Here is an 18,068-nt window from a genome sequence, read left to right as displayed (position 1 = left end):
AGCCTGCGGCGTCGGACGGCTCGCTAAGGCGGGAGGCGACCATTCCATCTATTTGGGACCTACATAGGACGATTCGGGCCAGAAGGTCGACAGCCCGCTGCGGGTTTCAATCGACTTCCACGAGCTGGCGCGGCGCACGGACCAAGCGGGCACACATGGCGTCGCGCCCGGCGCCAGCTAGTGGTCCAGGAATCGCAAGATCTTCTTGAGCTCGAACGTTTGCCGTTCGCCAAAGATTTCGTTCAGTGGCCGGCGCGACGCTCCAGTGAGTCCGTGGCGGAACGCATTCTCGACGACGTTGCGTCCTCCGTGGCCATCGCTGATTGAAAAAGGCGCGTTCGCGGCTAGGTCCGAACCCTCTGGCGCGATGACGTAGAGCTGTAACCCGTTTTCAGCCACCGCCGTCGCGATTACCTCGTTGACATAGGTGTCTCGAAAGCCGTAGCCAATGATCATAAGCCGGTGGTCAGGCTGATACACATAGTGCGCGAACTGCCGGTGATACCAATCGAGAATGCGCGGAAGCCCAAGTGTGCGCGCGTTCTCACCACCCGCGATGAGCAGTGGGCCATCTACGCTTTCTACCCAGTTGCAGGATCCGTGTAGCTTGAAACATGGCTGGCGACTCGCAGTAACGCGAAATTCGGTTTCATTCGCCGGAGCCCATTGGTCCGTCCACGGAACCCCGCAAGGGCTGGGACCCGCTTTCGAAGACAGTCGCATCCCAGGTAGCTCTACGCCGTCCCATCGCTGGAGATACTGATATTCCAGCAGGAGATCCTGATTCAGCGTGAAAATTGCGTCGAACCGGCCCAGGAATTTCCGCACCGATCCGTCCCCGAGACCGATATCGAAATTTGCAAGTCGGGATATGCAATGGTCCATCGCCTTGAACATGGATCGAATCGCTGTTTCAAGGCCTTGAAAATCGGCCGAGTGTCTTTTGGGATCGCGCGTTGCCCTGCCGCGCAGCTCCGCCAGCGCGGACTCGAATCCGCCGACTTCGCTAAAGCGCCAAAGCAACTCCTTGATAGATGGCGACGATGTGACCTCGGGACATCCGAGCAAGTATTCGAAGGCCTCGGACCCGAGCCAGCCACCCCAATTGCGTGTGAACCCGGCTCCCAGCAATGCAGAACAAGCCATCTCCCCTCCGGCACGAATAGAGAACCCGCGCTCGCAGACCTCAAGACAAGCGCATCTTCATGGATTTCGCTCGTACGCTTATCGTACCCCTTCCAGTCCGCTGAAACAGGCTAATGTCGCGAACAGACGACAATCATTCAACTATCTGGCGTACATTCATAATTCAACGAAATGCATACGGGGAAACATCGCTATCATGGGGCATTCTCAGTCAGAAACATTGCGGACCCACGAGTGCATCCTCGAGGTAGCCGCCAAACGGTTTCTCGAATGAGGAATTCAGGGTGTAAGCATCTCCGAGATCATGGAGGAAGTCGGCCTCGCGGTCGGCGGTATCTACAAGCATTTCGTCTCACGAGAGGCCCTGGCCGCAGAGGCTGTGTCCGTTGCGTTCGCTAACACGGCTGACTGGAACGAACGCGCCAGCCGGCAGCTCGGCGAGGCGATCGAAGAATATCTGTCGCCCGCTCAACATGATGACCTGGCACCATGCCCCGTATTTTCTTTGCTTACCGCCGAACATCCGGAGAGGCAACGCAACAACGCGTGACATTTTCGACCGCAATCTCAAAGAGACGCTCGCCGCTCCCAAGCAAGGTCGGGGCGAGGGAAAAGTCGCCAGCCGAGCAAGCGAAGCGGCAGCGATTCTCGCTACGCTTGTGGGTGCATCGCTGCTTGCGCGGGGAACATCTGACGTGAATCTGGCGTGGAATCTGTTGAGCGCTGTCTCGGTCGAGCTTCGCATTGTGTATAACGCAGAAATCGATGCGTAGGCGTGAGCCCACGACAAACCCCGCATCTTTAGCCAACACGATACACCGGACCCACCCTGCTGTTGTTCTGGCGTACATTCCCTCGCCAACTTCGCTCACCTATTTGGACAAAGCGAATAGAATCTTTGCGCACGCTTCACTTACCCGTTCAGGTTGCTCTTATACGATGGACACACTAGTTGCACGGGACGGGTAACGAAGATCAGTGGAGATCATGATGCCCGCAGTTCAACTTTCGCGGTATGGCGACATCGCCAACGGCTTGGGGCTCCTCGAGCTCCCGGAACCGGCTACGCTTGGCAAAGGGTGAGGTACCGGTTGGTATGGACTACGTACCTGTCAACCATAACGACCTCCGGGTGCCGGCGGGACAGTTCCCCTTGCAGCCAGCGTTGTCGGCAACGAAGGGGGCGATACCGTGCGCCAGCTGGGTGACGGCGTCGAGAATGTCAAGGTCGGTGACCGGGTCGTACCGCCCCTCTACAGTCTGACGTGGCGGGAAAAGATGATCATCCCGGCAGAAGGTCTGTTCGCCCTTCCTCCCGACGCAGACATTCAACAGCTTGCGATGCTGCGCATCAATCCCGTCTCCGCAGCCTTGCTTCTGAACGAGTAGCTCAAGGACAATTGTACTTTCCGGTCGCGGCCGTCTATCCGATGTCGCACAGTGAAGCCATCGCGCATGTCCAGCGTGGCTGGCAAAATCCTCCTAAAAATCAGGGAAAATTGATTCGCGAATGCCCGAACGCTGCGATCGCCGAACGAATCCGGCCGGTTCAATGACTTTTGTTCCACTGAGGATTACAATAAAGCTCCTGAAGTATTGAGCCTGGATAATGGGACATTCTCAAGCTGACAAGATCGCCACACATCAGCGCATCCTCGACATCGCCGCCAAACGTTTCCGCGAACATGGAATCGATGGCATCAGCATAGCGGACCTGATGAAGGAAGCTGGCCTGACCGTCGGTGGCTTTTACAAGCATTTCGCATCAAGGGAAGAGCTTGTCGCGGCGGCTTTCCAGCATGCGCTGGAGGATATCGCCTCTTGGGAAGGGACGATTACCATGTCTCCGCGCCAGGCGATGCGAACCTATATTTCAGAAGCGCACCGTGATGCTGTGGCGAACGGCTGCCCAATTGCAGCGCTCGCAAACGACGTAAGCCGCAGCACGGACGAAACCCGCGAAATCTATACGAACCGCGTCCGGCGCATCATGGAGCAGATCTCCAAAGCGCTGCCCACCGAAGACAGTGCCAGCAAACGTTCGGAAGCTGCGCTCATCGTGAGCGCGTGTATTGGCGCGATTACGCTTTCTCGGGCGATCTCCGATCCGAAACTCTCGAAGCAGGTATTGGACGGTACTTTGGCCAAGGTCCTCGATCTGCTTACGACGAAACGTAACCGGAAGCCCTAATATCCGCGCTGGTAAATGAAGGTAGGCCATGCGGCCTGCCGATCGCATCCAACCCGAGCTTTTCGATCACGCCCACGCCTTCAAAGCCGGGCGTGCGCGCCGCTCCCGCCGGGATTGGCGCCGCCCTGCCGCCTCGTTTATCGCCTGCGATCATCAGGAGATCACCGGGATGGATCGAGCGCTTCGAGACACGCACGAGTGCGTCGACCGGACCAGGTTCAACTTCGGACATCGCACGCTCTACGAGCCGGAGGACCGAAGTGGGCTCTCCATATTCCGCATGTTCAATCGCGGTGAAAACGCCGCCGTTCGCGGCTCCGTTCTGATTTGACGACACAGCGTCTCCTGATTGAAACTGACGTGTGCGCTCCAGTTGGCGCACACAGCCCTCACCTGGTCTGTTGTGGCGTATCGGCAGCACCGACGGTTACCGCATCGCCCCATCCACCGCCCAGTGCACGAACGAGGTTAACGGTTGCAACCGCCTGAAGCCCGGAAAGCTGAACGGCCGTCGTTTGCGACTGAAGTACCGTCCGCTCTGCATCAATGACGTCGAGATAATTAACAGCGCCATCCTTGTATTGGGTTCGCGATATCTCTGCCGCGCGGCTCGACGCCTGTACTGCCTCGTCTTCAGTTTGCGTCTGCTGTTCGAGAATGCGCAGATCCGACAAATTGTCCTCGACCTCCTGGAACGCCTGCAGTACCTGTTGACGATACTTCGCGGCGTCCTCGTCGAACACCGCCCGGGCGTTCGCAAGGTTGCCTTTGCGACGCCCGCCGTCGAAGATGGGAACGGTCAATGCAGTGCCAGCCAAAGGACCGAGCAGGAACGCGCGGCTAGACCATTTGAAGAGGTCTCCCAGCGTCGCCGACTCGAACCCGGCATTACCCGTGATCGACAGCGACGGGAAGTATGCCGCCTTGGCCACACCGATTCGCGAGTTTGCTGCAGCCATCGCACGTTCAGCGGCAGCAATATCCGGCCGCCGCTCGAGCAGCGCCGACGGCAGGCCCGGTGGAATCCGGATCTGCACCGGCCTCAACGGGCTCGAAGCCATCGTAAATTCCGATGGGGCCTTGCCCAGAAGAACCGCAAGGCTATGCTCGGCGGTTGCCCGTTGTCGCTGCGCCGTCATTTCGTCGGTGCGTGCCGTTGCCAGTTCGGCCCTTGCCCTCGCCACATCGAGTTCGGCGATGTCACCATTGGCGAATTTCGATTGCACGAGTTTCAGTTGCTGCTCACGAAGCGAAACGTTCTGCGCGTATACCTGCAGTTCCGCATCCAGCTCGCGAATCTTGAAGTAGTTTGCGGCAACGTCGGCCTGAAGCGAAAGCTGCACGGAGCGCAGGAGCGCCTGCGACTCCTCGCTTTCAGCGGTACTCGCCTTGACCGCATCCGACACCCGACCGAAAAGGTCCGCCTCGTAGCTGGCCGTCGCCTGCGCGCGCCACAGGGTCTGGGCCGGTATGTTTCCACCGTCCGGCTGGAACTGCGAGGCTGACGTGACCTTTTCTCTCGTTGGACCGAAGCCCGCGCCAACAGTCGGAAAAAGGTCCGCCCGGGAAACCTGCTGGAGGGCGCGGGCCTCCTTGACCCGCGCCGCCGCAGCAGCCAGATTCTGGTTTGCGGAAAGCGCCTGTTGTTCGAAGTCGTTGAGTGCCGGGTCGTCGAAAATCACCCACCATTCTCCCCGGGGGATCTGGTCAGACGGCTGTGCGATCTTCCAGGTACCCAACTCTCCTGCCGTTTCAGCCGTAGCCGTCGTGGCCGGCGCCTCCTTGAAGCCAGCGGAGCTGGCCACCTCGGGCACCTTGTATTGCGGCGCAAGCGAGCAGCCCGCAGTCAGGAGTGCTGCGCTCAGGAGCGTCAGCGAACCGAGGAGTACGCGTTTAGCTATCGATGTCGACATGATGAACCTCACACTTCAACCGAGGCATCGACGCCGCGAACGTGCGGGTGATGTCCATGCTTGTCCACGATGTGCTCCGTCCTGGCCAGCTTTCGCAGAACAACGTAGAAGACGGGCGTAAGCAACAATCCGAACCATGTCACGCCAAGCATCCCGAAGAACACTGCGATACCGATGGCATGGCGCATCTCGGAACCGGCGCCGCTAGAGACGACCAGTGGGATCACGCCCATGATGAACGCGAAGGACGTCATCAGAATCGGTCGCAAACGCAGCCGGCTAGCCTCGATGGCGGCCTGAACGATCGAACGCCCTTCCATCTCCAGTTCGCGGGCAAACTCGACAATGAGAATCGCATTCTTCGCCGAAAGCCCAACGAGCACCATGAGACCAATCTGCGTGAATATGTTGTTATCTCCATGCGTCAGCCAGACTCCGAGTAACGCCGAAAGCACACTCATCGGCACGATCATCAGGATCGCTAACGGCAGCGTAAGACTTTCATACATCGCGGCCAGCACCATGTAGACGAGCAGAACGCTGATAGGGAACACCCAGAGAGCGGCATTGCCCGCAAGAATCTGCTGATAGGTCAGGTCGGTCCACTCGAACTTCATGCCTCGAGGCAAGGTCTTTGCCGCAATCCTTTCGATAGCAGCCTGCGCCTGCCCGGACGAGTAGCCCGGTGCGGGGCCGCCATTGATGTCGGCCGCGGTATAGCCGTTGTATCGGACGACCGAATCCGGACCATAAGTCGGCGTGACCTTGACAACCGAAGACAGCGGCACCATCTCACCCTTGTCGTTACGCACCTTCAGCAATCCGATGTCGTCCGTATGTGCGCGGAACGGCGCATCCGCCTGCGCACGGACCTGGAATACACGACCAAAGCGATTGAAGTCGTTGACATAGTACGAACCAAGGTAGATCTGCATGGTGTTGAAGATGTCAGGCACTGACACTCCCAACTGCATGGCGCGTACGCGGTCGATATTGACATTGACCTGTGGCACATTGATCTGGTAGGTCGTGAACAACGGCCCGAGTTCTGGCGCCTTCGCTGCTTCCTTCAGGAATGCCTGGGTTGCATTGTCGAGCGCGGTATAGCCGGCGGCGTGCTGGTCTTCAATCTGCAGCTTGAAACCGCCAAGCGTGCCCAATCCAAGGACCGGCGGCGGCGGGAAGACAGCGACGAACGCCCCTTTGATCCCGGACAGCCGCTTGTTCAGTTCCGTGGCAATGCTCAGGCCCGTCATCGACTTCCCTTTACGCTCCTCGAAGGGCTTTTCACTAAAGAAGATGACCGCTGAACTCGAGGAATTGGTGAATCCGTTGATTGAAAGCCCCGGGAACTGCACGGCGGCGTCGACACCCGGCGTCTTCAACGCGATGTCCCCAACTTCTCGCACCACCTCTTCGGTTCGATCGAGCGAAGCACCGTTTGGCAACTGCACGATGGCGACCAGGTATTGCTTGTCCTGAACAGGAATGAACCCTCCAGGGACGATCTTGCCCATGAGAACGGTCAAGCCCAGCAATATGCCGTAGATGGCGAGGATCGCTACCTTGCGGTTGACGATCCTGGAGACGCCCCGGCTGTACGACTCGGAGCCCCGATGGAATACCTTGTTGAACGCATTGAAGAACGGTCCCAGCACCTTCTCCATGCCGCGGGAGAGCCTGTCCTTGGGGTCGTGATGCCCCCTGAGCAGAAGAGCCGCGAGAGCCGGGGAAAGCGTAAGCGAGTTGAAGGCAGAAATGACTGTCGAAATGGCGATGGTCATCGCGAACTGCTTGTAAAACTGGCCCGTCAGGCCACTCATGAATGCGAGCGGAACAAACACGGCGATCAGTGTCAAAGCGATCGCAATGATCGGGCCACTCACCTCCTGCATCGCCTGGTGGGTTGCCTCCTTCGGAGACAGGCCCGTGGCGATATTGCGCTCGACGTTTTCGACGACCACGATCGCATCGTCGACCACGATCCCGATAGCCAGCACCATGCCGAAGAGCGACAGCGCATTCACCGAGAAGCCGAAGGCAAGCATCAGCGAAAAAGTCCCGACGATCGAAACCGGTACGGCAATGAGCGGGATTACCGACGCACGCCACGTTTGCAGAAAGACGATGACCACCAGCACGACCAGCGCGACCGCTTCGAGCAGCGTGTGGATGACCGCATGAATACTCGCACGCACGAATTGCGTCGGGTCATAGACGATGTCGTATTTCACTCCGTCCGGCATATCCGCCTGGAGGTCCTTCATCGCCTCCCGAACGTGCTGCGAAATATCGAGGGAGTTCGCCCCCGGCAGTTCAAAGATCGCCATCGCAACGGCAGACTGGTTGCTCAGCAGCGAACGGCGCGCGTATTCGGACGCGCCCATTTCGACGCGTGCCACGTCCTTGAGCCGCGTTACAGCGCCATCAGGCGAGGTCTTCAGCACAATGTCGCGGAACTCGTCTTCCGTCTGGAGCCGGCCCTGTGCATTCACGTTGAGTTGCAGCGGCGCATCCGGGGTCGACGGAGAAGCACCAATCTGACCGGCAGCAACCTGGAGGTTCTGGTTCCTGATCGCCGTCACAACGTCGTTTGCGGTCATATCGTGCTCGGCCACCTTCCGAGGATCGACCCAGACGCGCATGGAGTAGTCGCCAGCCCCCCAAAGCGTCACCTGCCCGACGCCGGGAATACGTTCCAGACGGTCGCGCACGTTGATAAGCGCGTAGTTCCGCAGATACGTGCCGTCATACTTGCCGCCCGGTGAAACAAGGTGAACGACCATGGTAAGCGTTGGAGACGACTTGACTGCCGTTACCCCAAGGCGTTGCACGTCATCGGGCAAGCGCGGCAGCGCCTGGTTGACCCGGGTCTCGACTTGTTGCTGTGCGAGGTCCGGATTCGTTCCAAGCTTGAACGTGATGGTTAGCGTGAGCGTCCCGTCGCTATTGGCTTGCGACTGCATGTACAGCATGTTCTCCACGCCGTTGATCTGTTCCTCAAGCGGCGAAGCAACGGCTTCAGCGATCACCTTGGGGTTCGCGCCGGGGTATTGCGCGGTGACCACGACGGAGGGCGGTACGACGCTGGGATATTCCGATATAGGCAAGTTGACCATGGAGATCAATCCCGCCAGCAAAATCAGTGCTGACAGGACGGCCGCAAATATCGGGCGCTCGATGAAAAATTTGGAGAGGTTCATGACAGTCTCTGATCAGGAACGGTGGGCATTGTGGAACGTGCGCATTCAGGGAGCTCCCGTCGTGGAGGCCGTATCGCCCGGCATTTTCACGACGTCCGGTTTGACGGGGTCGCCTGGACGGACTCGCTGCATGCCATTCACCACAATGCGATCACCCGGCTGCAGCCCGCCTGCGATGACACGTAAGCCCCGATTCTGGTCGCCCAGCGTTACTTCGCGGTACTCGACCTTGCTTTCCTTGTTCACCAGCAGTACGAACTTTTTGTCCTGATCGGTCTGAACTGCCACATCGCTCACGAGCACGGCCGGATGCGGCGCGCCGCCGCCCACGCGAACCCGCGCGTAGAGCCCCGGTACGAGCACACCGTCCGCGTTATCAAAGCGCGCGCGCACGCGGATCGTCCCGGAACTGGTGTCGAGCCGGTTGTCCACGGAATCGATCACGCCCTGTCGGGAATAGCCCATCTCGTTGGCGAGGCCAATCCAGACCGGAACCGTCTCCTTCGAGTCGTGGCCAAGAAAGCGCAAGTACGTATGCTCGTCGACGTCGAACGACGCATAGATGGGCGACATCGAAACCAGGGTCGTCAGCACGGGCGCGTTTGCCCCCGTGGAGACCACGTTGCCGACTGTCAGTTCCGCGCGCGAGACCCGTCCGGACACGGGTGCCGTAATCGCCGTATAGCCCAGATTGATCTGCGCCGCCTCAAGCGCCGCCTTCGCCGCCTTCACAGCGGCAACCGCTTCGCGGTTCGCGTTCTGCGCCTCGTCGTAGTCACGCTTGGCGATTGCGTTGTCGGTCAGCAATCGCTGCGCACGCTCCCAATCGGCGGCGGCATATCCGCTGCGGGACTCCGCAGAAGCGAGTTGCGCTGCAGTCCGATCCACCTCGGCCTGGTACGGACGCGGGTCGATGGTGAAGAGCAGATCGCCCTTTTTGACCATCGCACCGTCCCGGAAATTAACGGCAACGATCGTTCCCGAAACCTGGGGCCGAATATCCACGTAGTCGATCGCCTCGATTCGGCCGGAATACTCCTGATAGTCGGTGATCGAACGCGAGATCACCGTAGCAACGTCGACGTCTGCAGCGGGCGGCTTTGCGGCGGCGGCAGCCTCGGTGACGGGCGAGCCGGCGCGCGCGTAATACAACGCGCCGGCGCCGGCAATCACCGCCACGGCAATCGCGCTGGAGATAACCCGCTTACGGTTGAAGGCCATTTCAAACTCCCATGTACTGGTGATATGCATCAGGCGCGCACTGAAGTCGCGCCGAATCTCTTGTTCAGGAAGGCAGCGACGTCGGCGATCACCTCTAGTCGCGAAACCAGTTCGTTATGCGCCACATTCTCGTAACGCATAGCCGTCGTGGGGACGCCCGCGGCAATCAGTTCGGCTGCGTACTTCTCTGCTTCGACGTGCATCAGGTCGTTCTCCGCGCTGGCAATGAACGCAGCAGGCAACCCTTTCAGGCGGCGAGACTCGATCGGTGCGGCATAGGGATGCAACCGGTTAGACACCACAGGCAGATAGGCCCTGTAGCCGGACGCACACTCTTCCGCGCACACATCAGGATTGACATTGACATCCAGATTGGCGATGCGTGTCATGCTCGGATCGAGCAGTGGCGCCAGGAGAACCTGCGCAGAAAACCGGAATTCAGCCTGGTCGCGAGCCATGGCCGCCAGACCCGCTGCCAGATTGCCGCCCGCATCGTGGCCCGCAACCGCCATACGTTTTACGTCTGCCGAAAGCGCCTGCGCATTGGCCACGACCCACTTCCCGGCGCGAAGTCCGTCGCAAAGCGCGGTCGGAAATGGGTAGCGCGGCGCCAGCGAGTAGCCGACGGATACGACGAGAGCCCGGACTGCCACGGCCAGCTGCGAGCACGTCGCGTCGGCCTGCTCGGGCGCCCCCTTCACAAAGCCACCGCCGTGAAAAAAAACGACGACGGGTAAAGAGCCGCGATTGATCGGAGGATGATATGTACGCAAACGAATAGCTTGCGCGTGGCCGTCCAGCTCCACATCCCGAATCTCAATCGCCCGTTCTACATTGGTTTTCATACCCTTCAGGCCTCGCGCCTTCCCGAATGTTTTGACAGGACGGATTGTGGTCGAAGATGACAAACAGATAAATAGTCATAATCCAGAACAGAATTCGCTCTGGATGAACAAACGAGGTCGGGGCGATGTGACCCCTGCGATTTCTCGCAGAATTTGCGGTATCTCTACGTGTGGCATGCTCAATGAACGCAATCTGGTAAGTTGTTATAATCCATAATATTGTTCACAGAAGCACAAGAATCAGATGCCTCCCTACATGTTGATGCGCCTGGAGGGGTAAAGCTGATTCGTCTGAGGTAAGGGATTATGGACAGACTCATGGCTATGCAGGTCTTCACCAAAGTCGTAGAAATGAATGGCTTCGCCCGCGCAGCGGATGCGCTAGGCGTGCCACCCGCGTCGGCCACGACGCTCATCCAGAAGCTCGAAGCCCATCTCCAGGTTCGTCTCATGCAGCGGACCACGCGCCGCATCAGCCTGACTCCCGAAGGCGCCGAATATTACGAGCGCTGCGTGCGCATCCTCGAGGACATCGATGAGACTGAGGACAGCCTGACCCATACGGCCAAGGGGCCTCGTGGCAAGCTCAGAGTCGACATGCCAAGCTCACTCGGGCGAGTGATCGTGATGCCGCGCATAGAAGAATTTCGCGCGCGGTATCCCGACGTCGAACTCATGCTTGGTTTCGGGGACCGCCCTGTCGACCTTATTCAGGAAGGAGTCGACTGCGCGCTACGTGTGGGCCAGTTGGAAGACTCCAGTCTGGTGGCGCGACGCCTCGGCGCCCTTACCACAATGACTGCCGCAAGCCCGGCGTATCTTGAGCGCTACGGCGAGCCTCACTCACTGGAAGCCCTTGAACAGCACATTGCGGTGCAGTACTTCTCGAACCGTACTGGACGCATTGCCGGGTTGAACTTCATGGTGGATGGCAAGAGCACGGACATGAAGATGAACGGCACCCTGGCCGTCAATGATGCGGACGCCTACGTAACATGCGGGGTCAACGGTGCGGGCATTATCCAGGCACCCTGGTTCATGCTTCTGTCGCACCTTGAGGCAGGAGAACTCAAGGAAATACTGACGCCGTGGAAAGTCCGGCCCATGCCCCTCTCCGCGGTCTATCCCCACAACCGCCATCTCGCCGCGAAAGTTCGGGTTTTTGTCGAGTGGATAGCGGAACTCTGCGAGCAAACTCCGCTTGCGTTCACGCACAATTGGTCGCCGCTGGCGGATGACGTCAGTGACGCCGGCCCGGCACCGTTGCTCGCACACGCCGGCCAGGACTTCGCCGCCGCTGGCAAGATGAGAATGATCAAGGGCACTGGAATCCGGTCGGCGGGCTCGATGATATAACCCACGTCAAGCCCGATTCCTTGAAACGTGAGCCAAGTGACTCGGTCATCGACAACCTCAGCTGATCTCAAGATCCGTGTAATCGATTCAGTCATGGTCACCGCTTCCCGGCGGTAATCATCGGTCTGGCGGTTCGCTGGTACTACCGCTTCCAGTTGCGGCCTGCACGACGTCGAGGAGTTGCTGTTCGAGTGCGGCCTGGCGGTGAGCTACGAGACGATCCGTTGCGGTGCGACAAGTTCGACGCGGGACTTTCTTATCGGGTCAAGGTCGCACGGCACAACCCGGGCAGCATCCGGCATCTCGACGAGATGTTCGTGACGCTGCGCGGCGAGCCTTCCCGGCCTCGCGCAAGATCGTCACCGACCAATTGCGCAGCTACCCAGCCGCGAAGTCCCGTTGCGCGGGTTTCGCGATTGCAAACGCACACAGGCCTTTCTCTCGAGTTTCGGTCCGATCCGGCAGCACTTCGCGTTGAAACGGCATCCGCTGCGCGCTTCACTCTATCGCAAACACCTCGCTGGGAGATTCGCTGTCTGCTACGAACTCACCGAAGTCGTCCGGAATCCGTCAACAGCTTTCTGAGCGGTGGTCCCGCCTGCCACTGTTTTTCCTCACTGCCAGCAAGTTGACAGCGCCGAGGCTAACCGTTGCTCCTCGACAGGATAAACTCTCGGGCAGATGCCAATATTTCCAACGAAAGTTTCTCGTCCGCGACGGCGCGCGCGATCCCCAAGGCGCCTGCCATCAGACAGAGCACGACGATGGCGGACTGTTTGTCGTCTGGGCGCGAATCTGCCGCCAAAACACGTTGCAGACCCTCGATGTTCCTCTGCACCTGCGAGGTGAAGACGGCCTTTGTCTCCTCGTTGGCCCTGCCTACGTCACTCAATAGCGCGGCCATCGCGCATCCCGAACCCGCGTCATCGCGATGGCGCTTGTTGAGGTAGGCTTCGATCACACTCTCGAAAGTGAGAGGCCCCTTGGGCGCGGCACTGCCCTTTCCGCTTGTTCCGCTCCTTAAAGCGGTGGCCATCGCTTCCAGAACCAGGTCGTCGCGGGAATCAAAGTGCTTGTAAAAGCCGCCATGCGTCAAGCCGGCCTCCTTCATGACATCCGCAATACTGGCTCCTTCGAGACCCACCTCGCGAAACCGGCGTGCCGCGATCTCCACGATTCGCTCGTGATTTCTGTTCTTATCTTCCTGTGAATTTGCCATGCTTTTTCTTGCCTATTCGGCGGTACGCGGCGGTGGTGGCGTCATTATGAACGTCTACGGGCCCGCCGCCGCAGTCCAATCCTACCAAACTTCCTTGAACGGCCGGATCTCGACATTGAAAGACCAGGCGCTCTTCGGCTGATGCGCCACATGCCAAATTTCCTCGGCAATGTCCGACGGCTTGATAAAAAAATCGTCGGGAGCATCCGGTCGCGCCTTGCGCGTCCACTCGAGGTCAATCACCGCATCGATGATCACGTAGGCGACGTGCACACCCTTTGGTCCCAGTTCGCGTGCCATCGACTCTGCAAGAATGCGCTGCGCTGCCTTGGTCGGTGCAAATCCAGCAAAGTTGTTCTTCCCTCGCAGTGCGGAAGTATTCCCAGACGCAATGATCGCACCTTTTCCCGCGTCAATCATAAATGGAGCAACTCGGCGCGCGAGTTGCAGAAACGCCATGACATTCGTCTGGAAATTCTGTTGCAATGCTACCGGATCGATCTGCATGAAATTGCCAAAGACGCCGCCAACCGCGTTATGGACGACCAATTCTGGCGCACCAAATTCTTGCAGGATCGTGTCCAGGGCCATGTCGAATTGGGCAGAATTTGAGACATCTGCGGGGTACGCGCGCACGCCAGGGATTGCCGCAGCAATCTCCCCTAGACGGTCGGCATTGCGCGCCACCATCGCGACATCATATCCGCCTGCCGCCAAGCGGCGAACCACGGCAAGGCCAGTACCCGGACCCACGCCGGTTACGAGAGCACGCTTTTGATTCATTCCGACTTCTCCTTCACCAAGGGATCACGTAATCGAGCCTGGACAAACTGCAGCCGGTCGTTTTCGAAGGTAAGGGCGCGCCTGTTCGGTGCGAACGGTACGTCATAGTGCTTCGCCCAGCGCGCAATGGCCAAAGACGCGTAGCGCATCCTGGCTGGACAGGCGCTCGACATCTGATTATTTTCCGCCTGCATCACACTGGGCGCGTCAGGTGGCGTGATCTCCACGTCGGTATTCAACCGGTGGATCTGAGTGTTTGCCAGGTACGCACAGGGACTACCGTAGTCCAGGAAGAACTCTACTTTCATCCAGGTTCCCCTCCTGTTAGTCGGTGCAACTCATTCAATTCAGTAAAGATGATGGTTGACATCCATGAGGATGTCAACCATCATCTTTCAGACGACGGGAGTCCCTGCCAGTCGACTACCTACACCCAATTGAGAATGGAGGCTTGCAGTGCGCGCAATTGCTTATAACCAGTTTGGTAGGCCAGATGAGGTCCTGACTGTGGTCGATCGCCCGGAGGTGAGTCCCGGGCCCGGACAGATTCGGATACGCGTTAATCTGGCGAGCGTCCACAACCACGACTACGTGACCGTTCTGGGGCGATATGGTTATCGTCCCGAGCTTCCGGCAATTGGCGGTAGCGAAGCCGTGGGCGTCATCGACGCGACAGGTGATGGAGCGAAACTAGCTGTCGGGCAGCGCGTCGGCTTCCTCAATCAGAGCGGCACCTGGGCCGAACAGGTCGTCGTGTCCGAAGCGGCTGCCACGCCCATTCCTGAAACCATCCCGGACGAAATAGCAACTCAACTACTGTCCATGCCCGTGAGTGCACTCGCTCTTCTGAACTCGCTACGCCTTGCCGAAGGCGACTGGGTTGTCCAGAACGCAGCGAACGGCGCCGTTGGGGTCACCCTTGCGAAACTCGCCCAAGCGAGAAAGCTGAACGTCCTGAATATCGTGCGACGGCCAACGGCGATCGGCGAGCTCGCGGCAATCGGCATCACCAACACCATCTCGTCGGAAGACGCCGACTGGAAGAACCACGCCAAGGCTCTCGTGGGCGATGCCCGTATCGCATCCGCAATCGATTCGATCGGCGGCAAAGCCGCGAATGACCTCGCGGATCTGCTCTCTGCTGACGGCGAACTGGTTATCTTCGGGTCCTTAACGGGACAGCCGCTCGAACTCAATGGCGGTCAATTGCTTTTCAAGGAATTGAACGTCCGCGGTTTCTGGGCCAGTCGCCTGATGCAACGTATAACACCAGGCCAGCGTGCGGAGTTGTATCGCGATGTGCTCGGCTTTGCTGCATCAGGGGACCTCGTGCTACCAGTCGGCGGCATCTTCAAATTCGAGGACGTCACAGCCGCGATGGTTGCTCATGGGACTGCCGGGCGTGGCGGCAAAATTTTGCTCAGACCGTGAGGATTCCAAATATTGACGAGATCTGAGGCGCACAAATTTCGGTTGTCGTGGAAAAATGTGCAAGCGCACTCTCTCTCGGCGTGCACGCATGCTCGGCATATAGCTTGAAATCGCGCATGCGAGTTGCGTTGCGCTATGGCATATCGGTAGTCCACGGCTTGTGACGACGTAACGCGACAATCGAAGACGGTGTCGCTCAAGACATTTGAAATGTGGCTCGCGACTAGCCCACGCGCAGCGGCAAGCGACCCAAACAAGATGCATCTATTTGCGAGCTTGTTGCAACAAATGGAGACTCGACGCAAATGCTTAACGCGTCCGAAGAAGCGCTCATCGGCACCGCCTTTCCAACGCTTTATCCGGTGGCGGCAGCTCGATACTAGGCCAACCCGCAGCGTGGTCATGGTGAGCAGAATTGCCCGCGCAAAGGCATTGGCGTCGTAGCCCTCTCGGCAGTAGCAGCTTTGGCTGTGCAGATTGTCGACCGGACTCTGCGCAATTTATAGCTGTCAAGGGTCGTTCGGCACCGATCAAGCCCGACGCCCCCTTAAACTCGATAAGGAACTCACCCATGAACACCACGGCATCGCAGTTCAAGTTGACCAAGGTAAGCCCATCCTACTGGCGTCTGACCTTCGACAACCCGCCGATCAACATGATCGACCCGCAGTCCATGCTCGAACTCCAGGACCTCGTCACCCAATTCGAAAGCGATCCAGAGCTGAAGGTCGTCGTGTTCGACAGCGCCGACCCCGAGTTTTTCGTGGCACACTTTGATATCTCTCGCGCCGCCGAAACACCGAAAACACCGGGGCCGACGGGCTACTCGCCGTGGATCGATTTCACGTTGCGCCTGGCGAAAGCCCCAGTGATCAGCATCGCGGCGGTGCGAGGCCGGGCCCGCGGCATCGGCAGCGAATTCGCGCTGGCATGCGACCTGCGGTTCGGCAGTCTGGAAAAGGCAATATTCTCCCAGGTGGAGGTGGGCTCTGGTCTAATCCCAGGCGGCGGCGGGATGGAACGACTGCCGCTACTCACCGGTCGTGCTCGCGCACTGGAGATCATCGCCGGTTCCGCCGACTTTGACGCAGCCACAGCCGAACGCTACGGCTGGATTAACCGCTCGATTCCTGACGTCGAGTTCGATGCCTGGATAGACAATTTCGCCCGCCGCGTGGCGTCATTCGACAAGCAAGCGCTGTCGACCACCAAGGAGTTGCTGAACCGGCATACGCTGCCCGCCCCCGACGAACTGCTCGATACGGCGAGGGCTTTCCTCACAGCATTCTCCTGGCCTGGATTTCGGGAACGGGCTCCGAAGCTGAGCGCGAACGGTATAGGTCAGCGCGGCGATTTCGAGCTTAACTTTGGCGAGCGCGTCGGCAAACTCTAATCCGTCTCCGCGCACTAGCAAGGCTTTTGGCGAGGAAGCAGCGACTAGCACCCGAAGCGTGTCAATGCAAGATCTCGCGCAGCTCCTACCCAAATTGAATAGTACAGGTCCGTGGCAATGTCGGCGTGGGTTGCACCCCAAGCCAGGACCAACAAGCAGTAGCCGGTAGAAGTGCCCATACCACCGCGATACAAAATCGGATTAAACCCGGACGCGCCACGGGTCCCAAACCCGCGGCGCTGAGATTGATCTCACTTCGCGCGAATTGATCGACAGTTGCTTAGAAGGACTAAAATCATGTTTCGAAAAGCAGATGTTCGTTTTCCAGTCGAAGGCGGCGTAGAACTTTCCGCCTGGTTGTTCATACCAGAACATCAGTCCACCCGACTTCCAGCCATCACCATGGCCCCTGGCTTTGCCGGTACCAAATACCACACCATGGAACCTATGGCCGAGGCCTTCGCAAAGGAAGGATTCGTCGTGCTACTGCACGACCATCGTGTATTTGGAGATAGTGGCGGCGATCCTCGACAGGACGTCAACCCATGGCAGCAAATCACCGACTGGCGGCGCGCCATCTCCTATCTGCAGGACCGGCCTGAGGTCGACGAGAATCGCATTGGTCTCTGGGGGTCGAGCTACGCTGGTGGACACGCGCTCGTGCTTGGTGCCACTGATAGGCGTCTGAAAGCAGTGGTATCGCAAGTACCATTTATCGACGGATATGCCGCCAGTCGCCGCGGGATCAGTCATGAGGCGGTCGCAAATCTCGAGGCTCGATTCGCAGCCGATGAACGCGCACAGCTACGTGGAGCGCCGCCCGAAACGCTCCCGATTGTCAGCGACAGCACCGCCAAACCTTCAATCTATAGGGCGGCGGATGCAGTTAGCTTTTATCTTCGTCCCGTGCCGCGCGGCGTCTGGGATAACCATGTCACGGTACGTTCGATGCGTTGGGCGCGAATGCATTCACCGGGAGATTATATTGACCGCGTCTCGCCGACGCCGCTTCTAATGATAGTTGCGCAACGTGATGACATCACGCCGACAGATCTCGCCTTGGACGCTTACGACCGGGCGCTGGAACCCAAGAGGCTGGTGACAACCAAGGGGGGGCACTTCGAGCCCTATCTGGAAGAATTCGAGACAGCATCAAGTGCAGCCATCGACTGGTTCAAAGCAAACCTGTGACTCTGTACCGACGCGATATATTGCCAATAACGCGTCGATACAAAAGTGAGATGGTGTGATACAACCGCGGACTGTCGATCGATAGCCGGCCAAACACCGAGCGGTAGACCAGGCGAGGTTTTGTCGCATTAACGCGGTCAAGTAAAATCCGTCGACCGCAACGCATGACAAGCATG

At 58.8% G+C, this 18,068-nt stretch carries 16 protein-coding genes and 1 pseudogene; 8 read left to right on the top strand and 9 right to left on the bottom strand.

The genetic code is table 11. The features are described 5' to 3' along the window. Window positions 1-177: 177 nt before the first annotated feature. Complete coding sequence (locus tag EYW47_RS32525; protein WP_133198922.1) at window positions 178-1,146, bottom strand: SIR2 family protein; 969 nt, start codon at window positions 1,144-1,146, stop codon at window positions 178-180. 277 nt (window positions 1,147-1,423) lie between these two features. Here EYW47_RS32525 and EYW47_RS32520 point away from each other — a divergent pair, with 277 nt between their 5' ends. From EYW47_RS32520 to EYW47_RS32510, 3 genes are all read left to right on the top strand, one after another. Further along, window positions 1,424-1,696, top strand: a complete 273-nt coding sequence (locus EYW47_RS32520; protein ID WP_338117854.1) for a TetR/AcrR family transcriptional regulator — start codon at window positions 1,424-1,426, stop codon at window positions 1,694-1,696. A 641-nt stretch (window positions 1,697-2,337) separates the two neighbouring features. Continuing rightward, on the top strand, window positions 2,338-2,535 hold the full coding sequence (locus EYW47_RS32515) for a hypothetical protein (RefSeq protein WP_133198920.1): 198 nt from the start codon (window positions 2,338-2,340) through the stop codon (window positions 2,533-2,535). Window positions 2,536-2,755: 220 nt separating this feature from the next. Continuing rightward, window positions 2,756-3,337, top strand: a complete 582-nt coding sequence (locus tag EYW47_RS32510; RefSeq protein WP_133198919.1) for a TetR/AcrR family transcriptional regulator — start codon at window positions 2,756-2,758, stop codon at window positions 3,335-3,337. Here EYW47_RS32510 and EYW47_RS32505 read toward each other — a convergent pair. From EYW47_RS32505 to EYW47_RS32485, 5 genes are read right to left on the bottom strand one after another with little or no spacing between them, the layout of a single operon-like run. Then, complete coding sequence (locus EYW47_RS32505) at window positions 3,309-3,674, bottom strand: MDR/zinc-dependent alcohol dehydrogenase-like family protein (protein ID WP_133198918.1); 366 nt, start codon at window positions 3,672-3,674, stop codon at window positions 3,309-3,311. The genes EYW47_RS32510 and EYW47_RS32505 overlap by 29 nt on opposite strands. A gap of 52 nt (window positions 3,675-3,726) precedes the next feature. After that, complete coding sequence (locus EYW47_RS32500; RefSeq protein ID WP_133198917.1) at window positions 3,727-5,250, bottom strand: efflux transporter outer membrane subunit; 1,524 nt, start codon at window positions 5,248-5,250, stop codon at window positions 3,727-3,729. An 8-nt stretch (window positions 5,251-5,258) separates the two neighbouring features. After that, on the bottom strand, window positions 5,259-8,453 hold the full coding sequence (locus tag EYW47_RS32495; RefSeq protein WP_133198916.1) for an efflux RND transporter permease subunit: 3,195 nt from the start codon (window positions 8,451-8,453) through the stop codon (window positions 5,259-5,261). A gap of 45 nt (window positions 8,454-8,498) precedes the next feature. Continuing rightward, window positions 8,499-9,674 (bottom strand): efflux RND transporter periplasmic adaptor subunit, encoded by a 1,176-nt coding sequence (locus tag EYW47_RS32490; RefSeq protein ID WP_133198915.1) that lies wholly within the window; start codon window positions 9,672-9,674, stop codon window positions 8,499-8,501. 29 nt (window positions 9,675-9,703) lie between these two features. Next, the gene (locus tag EYW47_RS32485; protein WP_133198914.1) at window positions 9,704-10,519 is read right to left on the bottom strand and encodes an alpha/beta hydrolase; all 816 of its coding nucleotides are present in this window, start codon (window positions 10,517-10,519) and stop codon (window positions 9,704-9,706) included. A gap of 306 nt (window positions 10,520-10,825) precedes the next feature. Between EYW47_RS32485 and EYW47_RS32480 the strand changes: the two genes are divergently transcribed. Together EYW47_RS32480 and EYW47_RS42195 are read left to right on the top strand one after the other, a co-directional pair. Next, complete coding sequence (locus EYW47_RS32480; RefSeq protein WP_133198913.1) at window positions 10,826-11,875, top strand: LysR family transcriptional regulator; 1,050 nt, start codon at window positions 10,826-10,828, stop codon at window positions 11,873-11,875. Between the two features lie 116 nt (window positions 11,876-11,991). Further along, window positions 11,992-12,460 (top strand): annotated as a pseudogene (locus tag EYW47_RS42195) (hypothetical protein). A 58-nt stretch (window positions 12,461-12,518) separates the two neighbouring features. On the opposite strand, the gene EYW47_RS32470 reads toward EYW47_RS42195, so the two are convergent. The 3 genes from EYW47_RS32470 to EYW47_RS32460 form a co-directional block, all read right to left on the bottom strand. After that, window positions 12,519-13,094, bottom strand: coding sequence for a TetR/AcrR family transcriptional regulator (locus EYW47_RS32470; RefSeq protein ID WP_133198912.1), 576 nt, complete (start codon window positions 13,092-13,094; stop codon window positions 12,519-12,521). An 81-nt stretch (window positions 13,095-13,175) separates the two neighbouring features. Continuing rightward, entirely contained in the window at window positions 13,176-13,877 is a 702-nt protein-coding gene (locus tag EYW47_RS32465; protein WP_133198911.1) for an SDR family NAD(P)-dependent oxidoreductase, read from the bottom strand. Next, a complete protein-coding gene (locus EYW47_RS32460) occupies window positions 13,874-14,185 on the bottom strand; it encodes a DsbA family protein (RefSeq protein WP_133198910.1) in 312 nt (103 codons plus the stop codon). The genes EYW47_RS32465 and EYW47_RS32460 overlap by 4 nt, the downstream gene beginning before the upstream one ends. Before the next feature lie 148 nt (window positions 14,186-14,333). On the opposite strand from EYW47_RS32460, the gene EYW47_RS32455 reads away from it, so the two are divergent. From EYW47_RS32455 to EYW47_RS32445, 3 genes are all read left to right on the top strand, one after another. Next, entirely contained in the window at window positions 14,334-15,308 is a 975-nt protein-coding gene (locus EYW47_RS32455) for a zinc-binding dehydrogenase (protein WP_133198909.1), read from the top strand. Between the two features lie 571 nt (window positions 15,309-15,879). Next, complete coding sequence (locus EYW47_RS32450) at window positions 15,880-16,701, top strand: enoyl-CoA hydratase/isomerase family protein (RefSeq protein ID WP_133198908.1); 822 nt, start codon at window positions 15,880-15,882, stop codon at window positions 16,699-16,701. 297 nt (window positions 16,702-16,998) lie between these two features. Next, the gene (locus EYW47_RS32445; RefSeq protein WP_133198907.1) at window positions 16,999-17,892 is read left to right on the top strand and encodes an alpha/beta hydrolase; all 894 of its coding nucleotides are present in this window, start codon (window positions 16,999-17,001) and stop codon (window positions 17,890-17,892) included. The last annotated feature ends 176 nt before the right edge of the window (window positions 17,893-18,068 follow it).

This window comes from Paraburkholderia silviterrae, from assembly GCF_004353915.1.
GTDB classification, from domain to species: domain Bacteria; phylum Pseudomonadota; class Gammaproteobacteria; order Burkholderiales; family Burkholderiaceae; genus Paraburkholderia; species Paraburkholderia silviterrae.
Note: the sequence above shows the minus strand (reverse complement) of the source record. Positions and strands in the feature narration are given on the sequence as shown.